Source organism: Pseudomonas sp. PSE14 (assembly GCF_029203285.1).
Taxonomy (GTDB): Bacteria; Pseudomonadota; Gammaproteobacteria; order Pseudomonadales; family Pseudomonadaceae; genus Pseudomonas.
In genome coordinates, this window is record NZ_CP115669.1 from 5,122,824 (window position 1) to 5,136,052 (window position 13,229).

At 65.2% G+C, this 13,229-nt stretch carries 13 protein-coding genes and 1 tRNA gene; 5 read left to right on the forward strand and 9 right to left on the reverse strand.

All coding sequences use genetic code 11. The features are described 5' to 3' along the window. Positions 1–7: 7 nt before the first annotated feature. Positions 8–583 carry a hypothetical protein gene (locus O6P39_RS23530; RefSeq protein ID WP_275608795.1) on the reverse strand — a complete coding sequence of 192 codons (576 nt, stop codon included), beginning with the start codon at positions 581–583 and terminating at the stop codon, positions 8–10. 177 nt (positions 584–760) lie between these two features. Here O6P39_RS23530 and O6P39_RS23535 point away from each other — a divergent pair, with 177 nt between their 5' ends. The 3 genes from O6P39_RS23535 to O6P39_RS23545 all read left to right on the forward strand — a co-directional run bounded on the left by O6P39_RS23535 (position 761) and on the right by O6P39_RS23545 (position 2,147). Then, the gene (locus O6P39_RS23535; protein ID WP_275608796.1) at positions 761–1,201 is read left to right on the forward strand and encodes an anti-virulence regulator CigR family protein; all 441 of its coding nucleotides are present in this window, start codon (positions 761–763) and stop codon (positions 1,199–1,201) included. An 87-nt stretch (positions 1,202–1,288) separates the two neighbouring features. Further along, complete coding sequence (locus O6P39_RS23540) at positions 1,289–1,852, forward strand: GrpB family protein (protein ID WP_275608797.1); 564 nt, start codon at positions 1,289–1,291, stop codon at positions 1,850–1,852. 91 nt (positions 1,853–1,943) lie between these two features. Beyond that, the gene (locus tag O6P39_RS23545; RefSeq protein ID WP_275608798.1) at positions 1,944–2,147 is read left to right on the forward strand and encodes a hypothetical protein; all 204 of its coding nucleotides are present in this window, start codon (positions 1,944–1,946) and stop codon (positions 2,145–2,147) included. A gap of 60 nt (positions 2,148–2,207) precedes the next feature. On the opposite strand, the gene O6P39_RS23550 is transcribed toward O6P39_RS23545, so the two are convergent. After that, positions 2,208–2,552 carry a hypothetical protein gene (locus O6P39_RS23550; protein WP_275608799.1) on the reverse strand — a complete coding sequence of 115 codons (345 nt, stop codon included), beginning with the start codon at positions 2,550–2,552 and terminating at the stop codon, positions 2,208–2,210. A gap of 212 nt (positions 2,553–2,764) precedes the next feature. On the opposite strand from O6P39_RS23550, the gene O6P39_RS23555 reads away from it, so the two are divergent. Beyond that, complete coding sequence (locus O6P39_RS23555) at positions 2,765–3,001, forward strand: type II toxin-antitoxin system ParD family antitoxin (RefSeq protein ID WP_015479019.1); 237 nt, start codon at positions 2,765–2,767, stop codon at positions 2,999–3,001. Next, positions 2,998–3,333, forward strand: a complete 336-nt coding sequence (locus tag O6P39_RS23560) for a type II toxin-antitoxin system RelE/ParE family toxin (RefSeq protein ID WP_275608800.1) — start codon at positions 2,998–3,000, stop codon at positions 3,331–3,333. The genes O6P39_RS23555 and O6P39_RS23560 overlap by 4 nt, the downstream gene beginning before the upstream one ends. Positions 3,334–3,414: 81 nt before the next feature. On the opposite strand, the gene O6P39_RS23565 is transcribed toward O6P39_RS23560, so the two are convergent. The 7 genes from O6P39_RS23565 to fdnG all read right to left on the reverse strand — a co-directional run bounded on the left by O6P39_RS23565 (position 3,415) and on the right by fdnG (position 13,017). Then, positions 3,415–3,510: transfer RNA gene (locus tag O6P39_RS23565), tRNA-Sec, on the reverse strand. Between the two features lie 192 nt (positions 3,511–3,702). Beyond that, positions 3,703–5,664, reverse strand: coding sequence for a selenocysteine-specific translation elongation factor (gene selB, locus O6P39_RS23570; protein ID WP_275608801.1), 1,962 nt, complete (start codon positions 5,662–5,664; stop codon positions 3,703–3,705). Next, positions 5,661–7,067, reverse strand: a complete 1,407-nt coding sequence (gene selA, locus O6P39_RS23575) for an L-seryl-tRNA(Sec) selenium transferase (protein ID WP_275608802.1) — start codon at positions 7,065–7,067, stop codon at positions 5,661–5,663. The genes selB and selA overlap by 4 nt, the downstream gene beginning before the upstream one ends. A 161-nt stretch (positions 7,068–7,228) precedes the next feature. Next, complete coding sequence (gene fdhE, locus O6P39_RS23580; RefSeq protein WP_275608803.1) at positions 7,229–8,161, reverse strand: formate dehydrogenase accessory protein FdhE; 933 nt, start codon at positions 8,159–8,161, stop codon at positions 7,229–7,231. 126 nt (positions 8,162–8,287) lie between these two features. Beyond that, the gene (locus O6P39_RS23585; RefSeq protein WP_275608804.1) at positions 8,288–8,914 is read right to left on the reverse strand and encodes a formate dehydrogenase subunit gamma; all 627 of its coding nucleotides are present in this window, start codon (positions 8,912–8,914) and stop codon (positions 8,288–8,290) included. A gap of 84 nt (positions 8,915–8,998) precedes the next feature. Further along, positions 8,999–9,931, reverse strand: coding sequence for a formate dehydrogenase subunit beta (gene fdxH / locus O6P39_RS23590; protein ID WP_275608805.1), 933 nt, complete (start codon positions 9,929–9,931; stop codon positions 8,999–9,001). An 8-nt stretch (positions 9,932–9,939) separates the two neighbouring features. After that, on the reverse strand, positions 9,940–13,017 hold the full coding sequence (fdnG, locus tag O6P39_RS23595) for a formate dehydrogenase-N subunit alpha (RefSeq protein WP_275608806.1): 3,078 nt from the start codon (positions 13,015–13,017) through the stop codon (positions 9,940–9,942). Between the last annotated feature and the right edge of the window lie 212 nt (positions 13,018–13,229).

Consider the following 13,229-nt stretch of genomic DNA (forward strand, 5'->3'; position numbering starts at 1 on the left):
GGACGACTCAATCGTCGTCGTGGTCGTTCTTGGTGGAGTTATCCGAAGCGTTGTCCAGGCCCTTGGTATTGTGGGTGCCCGGCGTGGTGTCGGAAATTGCCGTTGCCTTGGACAGACCACGGGTATCCTTCGAATGAGCCACGGACGAGGTCGTCGCGCCATGGCCCTTGCTGTCGTTCTTGGTGCTGCCGTTGTGATTGCCGCTCACACCATGGTCGCGAGTGGCCTTGCCGGCGTGTTCGACGCCTTCGACCTTGCCATTGCGCTTCGCGCCGTGGATGCCGGAGCTACCGTCGGACGGGTCACTGGTATGGCCAAGCGCGCCTTTGCCCTTGCCATTGCCGTGACCATTTCCATCGCCATCACCGCCACCATTGGTACCACTGTGGCCGGCACCGTTGCCGCCGCCATGACCACTGCCATTGCCACCACCGTTACCGCCGCCGTGGCCACCACCATTGCCGCCACCGCCGCCATTGCCCTTGGCATAAACCGAACCAATCGGCGAGAGGTCGGCGGGCAGCATGGCTGTGGCGCCGAGAGCGAAAGCACAGACTGCTGCAACAACCAGGGTTTTCTTCATGATCAAGACGCCTCCAGGGGCGGGATTGAGATACCCTTCGGACTGCATTACAGCCCAATGGTTCGGAGCTTTCCGACGAAATGTAAGCACATGTGTACCAGCGCGCCCAAGGCCAAAAGGCTGTAACAACGGCTAGGCTCAGCAACAACAGGATTCCAAGACGGAGGAAACATGGAGATGCCCAGACTCAATATCCTGCTGACAGCGACCCTTGGCCTCGCTCTGCTCGGCGCCAGCCCGATGCTGCTGGCCGATCCGGGCAACGGCAAGGGCAACAGCCACAAACAGAACGCACAGCACGGCAACCAGGGTTACCAGGGACAAGGTGGCAACAACTGGCAAGGCGGCCCGCAGATCGATATCGGCGGTGTTCGCGTGATCCTCGACGACAACCGTGACTACTGGAGCCCGGGTGCCGCACTGCCGCCGGGTATCCGGAAGAACCTCGCCCGCGGCAAGCCACTCCCGCCCGGCATCGCCAAGAAACTCGACGGCCGCCTGATCGGCCGCCTTCCCCGCTACGACGGCTACGAGTGGCAGCAGGCCGGCACCGACCTGCTCCTGGTCACCATCGCCACCGGCGTCATCTACGAAGTCCTGAGCAACGTGCTGGACTGATTCCGCCGGGCCGTCGCGCAGCCACCATCGACTCGATTCACGTGCATGGGGGTTGCCGGCGGCCCCGTCAAACAGACTGGAGTGTTCATGTCGTCTCAGCCGCCCCATTTCAATGGCCAGCACTGGAGCAACGCCGACGACGACCGCATTGAGGTTGTCGCCGCCGATCCACGCTGGGCGCAGCGCTTCGCCGAGGAAGCCGAAGCAATCCGCCGTGCGTTGCAGCTTCCCAACCTGACCATCGAGCATATTGGCAGTACCGCCGTGTCCGGCCTGGACGCCAAGCCGATCATCGACATGCTTCTGCTGCCGGCCCCCGGATTCGACCGTTCCTGCCTTATCGAGCCGCTGGAACGCCTCGGCTACCATTATTGGCGAGAAAACCCCAGGCCTGAGCGGATGTTCTTCGTCAAAGGCATGCCACCCTTTGGTAACGGGCGCACCCATCACATCCACCTCATGGAGCCGAACGAGGCGCAGCGCCGCCTGCTATTCCGCAACTGGCTGCGCGCCCAGCCTGACGACGCCCGGATGTACGCCGAAGTAAAACGTGAACTGGCGCGCCGCTTCCCCACCGACCGCGAGGCCTACACCGACGGCAAGGGCGAGGTGATCACACAGATTCTCGGGCGCGCGCTCAACTCGCCATAGCCTCACGACACCCGAGCGCGACAGCCAATCCGTTAATCCGCCGTTAATCCTCCCGGCCGACTCTCGAAGCTCACTCCAGGAGGACTCTCCCATGCTCAAGCTCTCCGTGGTCACCATCGCCTGCATCACCCTCGCCGGCTGCGCCGACGCCCCCCACTACAACCATTTCAGCGCCATCGAATCGCCCGTGCGCGAATCCTTCGGCGAAGACAACCTCGAACGCCAGCCCACGCGCATCCAGCTGCAGAGCGACGATTACTCGGCGCAGCAGCAGCGGATGATGTGGGGGCAGTGAGCACGAGAGCGGACCGTTGGCCGGTGCGCCCACGCTGACATGGCTGAGGCGTAAACCGGCCTACTCGTTCAATGCAGGATCGGGGAAGGGCAGCTTGCTCTGCGACTCACTGGGCTGAGCAACCCATTCGCCGTTCTCGCGGTAGAAGTCCGCCTGTGTCTCCGACGAGCCCGCACCAATGTTGACCAGGACCGTACAAGCGATCTGGCCTTCGTGTTCCGACAGGAGCGGCTCGGCGCAGGTACCCACCCTGACGTCGGCCTGACCGACTTCGGGAATGTCCATCATGGCCAGGATAGCGCGTGTCGCATCCTCGGAACTCGGGCGAGATAATTCCTGCGCCTGAACTGCGGACGCCAACACGGCAAGGGCGAGCAGGCGGAGCGGACGAAGTGGTCGTTTCATGAAAGCTCCTCAATGAGCAGTTCGTGAATGGGTAAAGGTACAGGGCAAAACGATCCATCCTGCCCGAATCAAAAAACTAAGCACTTGCCCCCAATGCCGCCAGTGATCGAGCCATTCCACTTCCCGATGATGGACACACTCTTGATACCGGTGAGGGAGCACCAGTGCTAGTATATTTTGGCAAATTTTGCCATTCCAGAGAGACTGGTCCCATGAGCACGATGAACATTTCCCTGCCGGATACGCTCAAGAGCTTTGTCGATGAGCAGGTCAGCCAGCGCGGTTATGGCACCAGCAGCGAATACGTGCGCGAGCTGATTCGCAAGGATCAGGATCGCCAGCGTCTGCGGGGCCTGTTGATCGCCGGCGCGGAGTCGATGCCTGCGGCACCTGCCGACAGTGACTACTTCGAATCGCTCCGTACCCGGGTGCGTAAGGCTCGGGGATGAAGGCGAAGCCCGTCATTCCACGCCTACTCGCCAATCAGGACGTTGAAGCGGCTGTCGATTACTACCTCAGCGAAGATGCCGAACAGGCTGCTCTGGGGTTCATCGATGCCCTGGAAAAGGCATACGCCCATATCGCCCGGCACCCTGCCAGTGGATCGTCCCGCTACGCCCATGAGCTGGATTTGCCGGGGCTGCATTGCTGGCCACTCAAGCGCTATCCCTACCTGGTGTTCTACGTCGAGCGAGACGATCACATCGATGTGTGGCGCGTAATCCACGGCATGAACGATATCCCGTCCTGGATGCAGGCTGGCGAGGGCGCACCACACTGAAAGTCCTTCGACACCGACGTCGAAGCGTCTTCCCGGGCAGAGTCGGAAGCCTAGAGCCACGTGGGCTTTAGAGAAGGGAATTGGCGGAAGGCAGTGGGAGTCGAACCCACCCAGGAACGGCTGCCGTCCCCCACCGAGTTTGAAGCCCGGCCACGCCACCGGGCGTGCTTGCCTTCCCTGGATTGGCGCCGGCGCTGGAGGGCGGCGGCGGATCGGGAGCCTGGATGTTGCCATCATTGCCTTGAACGGCGCCAGCGCAGCGATGCCGCAGGAGGCTTGAATAGCCGTTCACCCGGTTCGATTCGTGGCCCATCCCCCTAGCCTTACGAGCCACGAAACACGCTTCGACTGCCCATCTCCGGCGGCCATTCAAGCTCGGTCAGCGTTGATCCTGGCTTCCAGGACCTTACCGTAGCTGCCTTCCGGCGCAGTGTTCGCCAGCGCCGAATCCTCCCGAATCCGCCGCTCGTTGCCAAAACGCCGCGTGAAGCCGATTCGATCGAAGTATTCCAGCAGCTGGATACAGCGCTTGCGGCCGATGCCGATGCGGTCGCGGAAGGCGGCGGCGCGGATGATGCCGGCGTCGTCACGCAGATAAAGGGCGTGGGCGGCGAGTTGGCGCAGGGTTTCTTCCGGGTAGAACAGGTCCTTCACCACCTGGTGCAGCTGTCCCAGGCGGGCGAGCTTGCGCAGCAGCAGGCGTATGTCGCCCTCCTCCACCGCAAGCTCGCGGGCCAGGTCGCGCACCCAAGGTGGGTCGAAGGCGCCGGCGAGCAGCAAAGGCCAGAGACGCTCGCGCAAGCGCTCGTCGGCCTCGCCCAGTTGCACGCGGTGATCGGGCAGGTGCAGCCAGGGGCCGCTGCTGTCGATACGTTTATCCGTCAGCAGGCTTTCCAGCAGGGCGATGAAGACGGGGCGCTCCAGCTGAGGCAAGGCGTAGCGGCGCAGACGGTCGCGGTCGGGGCCGAGCTCGTCGGGCGCTTCTTCATGGAAGCGTTGCAGGGCGTCGATCACCTGCTGTTGCAGGGTGCTCCAGCGCTGTGCCGAAAACAGGCGCGGACCGAGACGGGTGCCGACCTCGACCAACCCGGCAGGCAGCTCCCAGGTCGCGCGCGGACGATTGAACTGCCGCGCCAGCAGCGCCGGGTCGAGCCCGTTGCTGGCGTGCGCCAGCAAGGTCGGCAAGGCACTTTCCAAGCTCTCGCCCTGCAAGGCGCGCAGTTGCTCCAGGCGTTCAGGACTGCGGCGGTTGCGTGCCGGGGCGAAGGGGTCGAGCACGCGGCCACCGCCGAGGGTGCGCTGGGCCGACTGGTCGCGCAGTACCAGGCGATCGCCGTGGACGGCGTGGCTGGGGGCGTTCAGCACCAGTTGTGCAAAAGCGCGCTCGCCCGGTTGCAGGCACTCATCTTCCAGCAGGGCGATGCGGCCCGTGACATCCTGGGCGCCAAGGTGCGCATGAACCGGCGTCCAATGCACGAAGGCCCGCGTCTCGCTGGGCAGCAGGCGCAGGTCGATATCGATGCGCGTGGTGGGTGCGTGCAGCTCCGGCGCGATCAGCCAGTCGCCCCTATGAATCTGCTCGAGGCTCAAACGCTCGCCAGCGATGTTCAGCGCCACGCGTTGTCCGGCGTGGGCCTGCTGTGCCTCGCGATTCTGCGCGTGCAGGCCGCGAATTCGCACGCGTCGTCCGCCGTTGCCGAGCAGCAATTCGTCGCCAACGCTAACCGCGCCAGCGAAGGCAGTGCCGGTGACGACGATACCCGCGCCACTGACGCTGAAGGCTCGATCCACCGCCAGGCGGAAGCCGCCCGACGCTCCGCGTTCGAAGGTTTCGCGCGCGGCTTCGCTGAGCGCTTCGCGCAAGGCGTCGATGCCTTCGCCGCTGACGCTGGAGACCGGGAAGATCGGAGCTCCGGCCAGCGGTCCTTCGGCGAGCAGTTCCTGCACTTCACGCGCAGCGTGTTCCACCTGTTCGGCAGGTACGCGGTCGGCCTTGCTCAGCGCAACGATGGCGCGGCGGATGCCCAACAGTTCGACGATGGCGAGATGCTCGCGGGTCTGCGGCATCACCCCGTCGTCGGCGGCAACGACCAGCAGAACCAGGTCGATGCCGCTGGCGCCGGCGAGCATGTTGTGGACGAAGCGTTCATGGCCCGGCACGTCGATGAAGCCGGTAAGCGTGCCATCCCCAAGGTCGGCGTAGACATAGCCCAGATCGATGGTGATACCGCGCTCGCGCTCGGCCGGGCGGCGGTCGCCCTCGATGCCGGTGAGGGCGCGCAGCAGGGAGGTCTTGCCGTGGTCGATGTGTCCGGCGGTTCCGACTATCACGCGTCGCCCTCGGCCAGCAGGGGCAGTTGGGCGACGAAGCCGGGCTCGTCGTCGAGCTGGCGCAGGTCGAGCCAGAGAGCGTCGTCGTCGATGCGGCCAAGCACGGGAATCGGCAGGCAGCGCAGGCGCTCTTCCAGATCGAGCAATGCACGTCCGCGTTGGCGCTTGGGTTGGTTCGGGCGCAGGCACAGGGCGGCGCTGGGCAGCCGGGCGACCGGCTGGGCGCCGCTGCCGATCATGCCCAGTGCGTCTTCGGCGCTGACGCTCCAGCTCTCGCCAAGCAGGCTCGCCAAGGTCGGCGCCAGGCGCTGGGCCTGGGCGCGTATGTCGGTCTGAGGGCGGCTGAGCAGGCGCAGGCTGGTGAGGCGTTCAGCGAGTCGGTCCGGATCGCGGTAGAGATTGAGTACGGCTTCGAGCGCGGCGAGGGTCAGCTTGTCCACGCGCAGGGCGCGCTTGAGCGGGTTCTTCTTGATCTTGCCGATCAGCGACTGGCTGCCGAGGATCAGCCCGGCCTGCGGGCCGCCGAGCAGCTTGTCGCCGCTGAAGGTGACGATGTCGGCGCCATCGTGCAGGGCTTCCTGCACGGTCGGCTCCTTCGGCAGGCCCCAGCGGGTGAGGTCGACCAGGGTGCCGCTGCCGAGGTCTTCCAGCAGCGGCAGGCCGTGGGCGTGGGCGATCTGTGCCAGTTGCGGGGTGGCGACGCTGGCGGTGAAGCCCTGCACGCTGTAATTGCTGGTGTGCACGCGCATCAGCAGGCCGGAGCGCGGGCCGATGGCGGCTTCGTAGTCTTTGGCGTGGGTGCGGTTGGTGGTGCCGACTTCGACCAGCTTCACCCCGGCGCGGGACATGATGTCGGGAATGCGGAAGGCGCCGCCAATCTCGATCAGCTCGCCGCGGGAGATGATGCCTTCCTTGCGCGCGCCCAGGCTGTTGAGCGCCAGAAGGACGGCGGCGGCGTTGTTGTTGACCACGGTGACGGCTTCGGCGCCGGTCAGCTCGCGGATCAGCCCGGTGATGAGGTCGTCACGGTCGCCACGCTTGCCGGAGGCAAGATCGAATTCGAGGTTGAGCGGGTAGCGCGCGGCCAGGGTGATGGCTTCAATGGCTTCTTCCGGCAACAGCGCGCGGCCGAGGTTGGTGTGCAGCACGGTGCCGGTGAGGTTGAACACCCGGCGCACGCGGCTGGCATGGTGCGCCGCGAGGCGTTCGCCGGCGCGGCCGGCGAGCACGGACTCTTCCAGCTCGACAGCGGCCAGTTGGCCATGGCGCGCGGGCTCGCGCAGTTCGTCGAGCAGATCGCGCAGGGTCTTGAGCAGGGCCTCGCGGCCGTAGCGCTGCTGCAGCGGCTGGCAGGCCGGGCTGCGCAGCAGGCGGTCGATGGAGGGCAGGCGTACCGAGGTCATGGACGGGCCTTAATGCGGAGTCGATGGCTGGAGTCAGTGTAGGGCGTATAACCGTTCGCGGTTATACGCCGATGCACCTCGGCCCTTATCCGCACTGGGGTTGAACCCGGAGCGCAGTGATGCCGAGGCCAGACGGCGTACAAGGTGGAGCCTTGTACGCCCTACGAGGAGCCACCTGGCGCCAGCAGCAGGTTCGGCGCGGTACGCAGGTAGCCGTCCTCGGCGAGACGGATATCCAGCGCGAGGCTGGCCAGGTCGTCCGCCTGGGCCTCGGCATGCTTGTCGTGCTGCAGGTAGAACTGCTTGAGGTAGGACTGACAGCCGGGGCAGGTCTCGGCCTTGAGCGGCGCCTGGTCGCTGGCGACGCCTTCGCGCTGCAGCGAGTAATAGGCCAGGCCCTTGCTCTCGGCGCAGTGGCTGCATTTGACCCGCACGTAGTGCCATTCGCAGGAGCACAGCGAGCAGGACAGGTAGCGCAGGCCGGCGTGCTTGCCCTGATGGCGGATCATCCCGGCCACCGGCGGCGCGCCGCAGGCCGGGCAGAGGGTCTGGCTGTCGGTTTCCGCCAGGGTGTCCTCAGGCAGTTGCAGCAACCACTGGCTGAAGGCGACTTGCAGCACGGCGCCGAGGAAGGGCACCAGGGCTGGCGGCAGCAGGTCGAACTGGCCGTTGAGCAGGCCCAGGGCCCAGGCCTTGCGCTGGCCTTCGTCGGCGCCGCGCAGGGCCTTCAGCGCCTGGACGATAGCCGGGTTGGCGGTGGGTTCATAGGCGTCGAGGAAGGCGTCCAGCAGCGGCAACCAGGCGCCTTCACGCACCAGCACTTCGTAGGCCAGCGGCGGCATGCGGTGTTCATGGCTGCGGGCCAGCGCGGTGGCGTCAGGCCCTGGCAGCGGCAGTTTGCGATCGAGCAGCGCCTGCTGGGCGTCGCAGACACCGGCGATCAGTTCGAGGTAGCCCTGCAGCGGATTGCCCGGCGCCAGTTCGCGCAGGCGCGCGGCGCGGCGGGTGAAGAGATCGGGAGACGGCAGGTTGAACAGCGGAGGGATGTTGGCGGCAGCTTCGATCTGCCCGGGTTCGAGAATTCGGCCTGACACGCAGGACTCCTTGTTGGGTTCGGAGCGGGGCCAGAAAGGGCCCTCTCCCTAGCCCTCTCCCTGAAGGGAGAGGGGACTGTCCGTGCCGACTGGCAAGTCAGTGCCAGCCGGCGGTTACGTCGACACTCAGTGGCCCTTGCCCTTCTCCACGTCCTTCAGCCAGCCATTGTGGTGCTTGCGCGCCCAACCGCGGCTGACCCAGCCGTAGAGCATGGCACCCATCGAGCCCTTCACCCAGATGCCGGCGTAGATGTGCACCAGGATGCTGCAGATGAGCACGAAGGCTGCGAAGGCGTGCAGCAGCGACGCCAGGCGGATGATGTCGATGCCGAACCACTGGCTGAAGTACGCCCGCCACATGACGAAGCCGGTCAGCAGCAGCACCAGCATGCACAGCAGCAGGGTCCAGAACAGCAGCTTCTGCCCGGCGTTGTAGCGGCCGACTTCCGGGAGGTTTTCCTCGCGGTTGGCGACCACGTCGCGCCATTGCTTGAGCCATTGCACATCGCGTTTTTCCACCAGGTTGTGGTGGGCGAAACGCACCACCAGCCCGAGGAAGAACAGGAACATCGCCACCCCGAGGAAGGGGTGGAGAATGCGCGTCCACGGGCCTCCGCCGAACAGGTTGGTCAGCCAGAACATGGCCGGGTGGAACAGCGCCAGCCCCGAGAGGCCGGCGAGGAAGAACAGGATGGCCACCATCCAGTGGTTGCTCCGTTCGTTGGCGTTGTAGCGCTGGATATCTTTCTTCATTTCGTCGGGCTCCTGGGAGAGCTTGGAAGCGCCCTCTCCCCAACCCTCTCCCTGAAGGGAGAGGGGGCAGTTCGGCGTGTGGGCTCAGCGTGGAGTACGCGGATCATAGTCATGCACAGCGGGATCGACCTTGTGCACCGGCGCCTGCGGGTCGGGTCCGCCTTCCTCGTCCTCCTCCACCCGGTTGGGACCGGTGCGGGTGTAGTGGAAGAACCCGGCCAGCACCACGCCCGCCATGGCCAGCAGGCCCAACGGTTTGGTGATGCCTTTCCACAGACTGACCAGCGGGCTGATCGCCGGCTTGTCGGGCAGGCCGGCGTAGAGCGACGGCTGGTCGTTGTGGTGCAGCACGTACATCACGTGGGTGCCGCCCACGCCTTCGGGGTCATACAGGCCGGCGTGCTCGAAGCCGCGCGACTTCAGGTCCTCGATGCGCTCGGCGGCGTGCTCCTTCATGTCCTCCTTGGTGCCGAAGACGATGGCGCCGGTCGGGCAGGTTTTCACGCAGGCCGGCTCCATGCCCACCGCCACGCGGTCGGAACACAGGGTGCACTTGTACGCCTTGTGGTCCTTCTGCGAGATGCGCGGGATGTTGAACGGGCAACCGGTGATGCAGTAACCACAGCCGATGCAGTGGTCCTGGTTGAAGTCGACGATGCCGTTGGCGTATTTGACGATCGCCCCCGGGCTCGGGCAGGCCTTCAGGCAGCCGGGCTCGGCGCAGTGCATGCAGCCGTCCTTGCGGATCAGCCACTCCAGGTTGCCGGCCGGCGCTTCGTATTCGGTGAAGCGCATGACCGTCCAGGATTCCGCCGTCAGGTCGATCGGGTTGTCGTAGGTGCCGTGGTTGTGGCCCACCTCGTCGCGCAGCTCGTTCCATTCCGAGCAGGCGACCTGGCAGGCCTTGCAGCCGATGCACTTGGACACGTCGATCAGCTTGGCCACTTCCTCCTCGCGCCGCACCGAGGGCATCGGCGTGGTGGTGGCGGAGCGGGCGTAGATGTCTTGGCTACTCATGTTTCACCTCACGCCTTTTCCACGTTGACGAGGAAGGATTTGAACTCCGGCGTCTGCGTGTTCCCGTCGCCCACGAAGGGGGTCAGGGTGTTGGTCAGGTAGCCGTTGCGCGCCACCCCGGAGAAGCCCCAGTGCAAGGGGATGCCCACGTGGTGCACGGTCTTGCCGTTGACCTGCAGCGGACGGATGCGCTTGGTCACCACCGCCACCGCCTTGATGTAGCCGCGATTGGAGGAGACCTTCACGCGGTCGCCGGCCTTGATACCGAGTTCCTTGGCCAGCGCCTCGCCGATCTCGACGAACTGCTCCGGCTGGACGATGGCATTCAGACGGCAATGCTTGGTCCAGAAGTGGAAGTGTTCGGTGAGCCGGTAGGTGGTCGCGGCATAGGGGAACTCGTCGGCCTTGCCGAACAGTTCCATGTCGTTCTTGAACACCCGCGCGGCCGGACTGCTGATGGCCTGCGGATTCTTGTGCAGCGGGTTGATCCCGATGGGCGTCTCGAACGGCTCGTAGTGCTCGGGGAACGGACCCTCGGCCATCTTGTCGACGGCGAAGAACCGCGCCACGCCTTCGGGGTTCATGATGAACGGGTTCATCCCCGCTTCCGGCGCCACGTCGACCTTGTAGTCGGGCACGTCGGTGCCGCCCCAGGCCTTGCCGTTCCACCACACCAGGCGCTTCTTCACCGGGTCCCAGGGCTTGCCGCTGGGGTCGGCGGAGGCGCGGTTATAGAGGATGCGCCGGTTGGCCGGCCACGCCCAGGCCCAGCCGAGGGTCTGGCCCATGGCGTAGGGGTCGCTGTTGTCGCGGCGGGCCATCTGGTTGCCCAGTTGCGTCCAGGAGCCGGCGAAGATCCAGCAGCCGCTGGCGGTGCTGCCGTCGTCGCGCAGCAGCGCGAAGCCCGGCAGCTGTTCGCCGGCCTTGGCCAGGACCATGCCGTTGGCCGGGTCGACCAGGTCGGCCAGGGCCTTGCCGTTGTACTCCTTGGCCAGCTCGTCCGGGCCGGGTTCGTCGGGTTTCAGGTAGTTCCAGTCCAGGCCGAGGATCGGGTCGGGGAACTTGCCGCCGTCCTTGGCGTAGGCATTGCGCAGACGGTGGTAGAGGCCGGCCATGATCGCGATGTCGGTACGCGCCTCGCCCGGTGGTTCGGCGCCCTTCCAGTGCCATTGCAGCCAGCGGCCGGAGTTGACGATGGAGCCGTCTTCCTCGGCAAAGCAGCTGGTGGGCAGGCGGAATACGGTGGTCTGGATGGACTTGGTGTCGACGTCGTTGTGCTCGCCGGCATTGCGCCAGAACTCGGAGGTCTCGGTGGCCAGCGGGTCCATCACCACCATCCACTTCAGTTTGGCCAGCGCGGCGCTGACCTTGGCCTTGTTGGGGAAGGAGGCTATGGGGTTGAAGCCCTGGCAGAAGTAACCGTTGACCTTGCCCTGGTACATCATGTCGAAGTAGCGCAGCACGTCGTAGCCGGCGCCGGGCATGTCCAGCTTGGGCAGCCAGTCGTAGCACCAGTTGTTTTCCTTGGTGGCCGACTTGCCGAACCAGGACTTCATCAGGCTGACGTGGAACTTGGGATAGTTCTGCCAGTAGGACAGCTGGCCCGGGCGCAGCGGCTTGGCGGTGCGCTTGGCGATGTAGGCGTTGTAGTCCTGCTCGGCGTCGCCGGCCAAGGTCAGGTAGCCCGGCAGCGAGTTGGACAGCAGCCCGAGGTCGGTCAGCCCCTGGATGTTGGAGTGACCACGCAGCGCGTTCATGCCGCCGCCGGGCATGCCGATGTTGCCCAGCAGCAGCTGGACCATCGCGCCGGTGCGGATCATCTGCGCCCCCACCGAGTGCTGGGTCCAGCCCAGGGCGTACATGATGGTCATCACCTTGTCCGGTGCTGCGGTGGTGGAAATCTCCTCCCACACCTTGAGCATCATGTCCTTGGGCGTGCCACAGATGTTGCTCACCACGTCCGCCGTATAGCGGCTGTAGTGCTGCTTCATCAGGTTGAACACGCAACGCGGGTGCTGCAGCGTCGGGTCGACCTTGGCGAAACCGTCCTCGCCCAGCTCGTACTGCCAGGAGGATTTGTCCGGGTAGGTGCGTTTCTCGGCGTCGTAGCCGTTGAACAGGCCGTCCTCGAAACCGAAGCCTTCCTTCACGATGAAGGAGACGTCGGTGTAGTTGTGCACGTATTCCTTCTGGTACTTGTCGTTTTCCAGCAGGTAGTTGATCAGGCCGCCGAGGAAGGCGATGTCCGTGCCGGTGCGGATGGGCGCGTAATAGTCGGCCACCGAAGCGGAACGGGTGAAACGCGGGTCGACCACCAGCAGGCGCGCCTTGTTGTGCGCCTTGGCTTCGGTCACCCACTTGAAGCCGCACGGGTGCGCTTCAGCAGCGTTGCCGCCCATGATCAGGACCAGATCGGCATTCTTGATGTCGGTCCAGTGGTTGGTCATGGCTCCACGGCCAAACGTCGGGGCAAGACTTGCCACCGTCGGGCCGTGTCAGACACGCGCTTGGTTATCGAACGCCAGCAGTCCCAGGGAACGCACCACCTTGTGGGTGATGTAACCCGCTTCGTTGGAAGACGCCGACGCGGCCAGGAAGCCGGTAGTCAGCCAGCGGTTCACCGTCTGGCCCTGGGCGTTCTTCTCGATGAAGTTGGCGTCGCGGTCTTCCTTCATCAGCTTGGCGATGCGGTCCAGCGCCTCGTCCCAGCCGATGCGCTTCCACTCGCTGGAGCCCGCCTCGCGGATTTCCGGGTACTTCAGGCGGTTGGGGCTGTGGACGAAGTCGAGCAGGCCCGCGCCTTTCGGGCAGAGGGTGCCGCGGTTGACCGGGTGATCGGAATCACCCTCGATGTGGATGATGTTCTGCGCAACGTTCTTCGCCGCATCCCCTTGGCTGTACATGAGGATGCCGCAGCCCACCGAGCAGTACGGGCAGGTGTTGCGGGTCTCGACGGTGCGCGCAAGCTTGAAATGGCGGACCTGGTCGGCGAATGCATCCGGGGGCGCAACCCCGAGTGCCGCCAGGCTCGATCCTCCAAGGCCTACAGCGCAAACCTTGAAGAATTGCCGACGGTTCATATCCATCGTGCGTCTCCTGATCAGGCAGCGTACGTCCGGTACATGGCCGGACCCTTGCTGCTTAAAAGATAGCCAAGCCGGGCCGATGCGCCAGCTTGAGCGGGGCAGACCATGCACGCTGGGGGTTTGCGGCGCATTGACGCGCGTCAGTCCGTCACCGGGAACGGAAGAGGCAATACTCCCAAAGGAGCATCAGGGGTAGGCGCAGGAGAGACTGC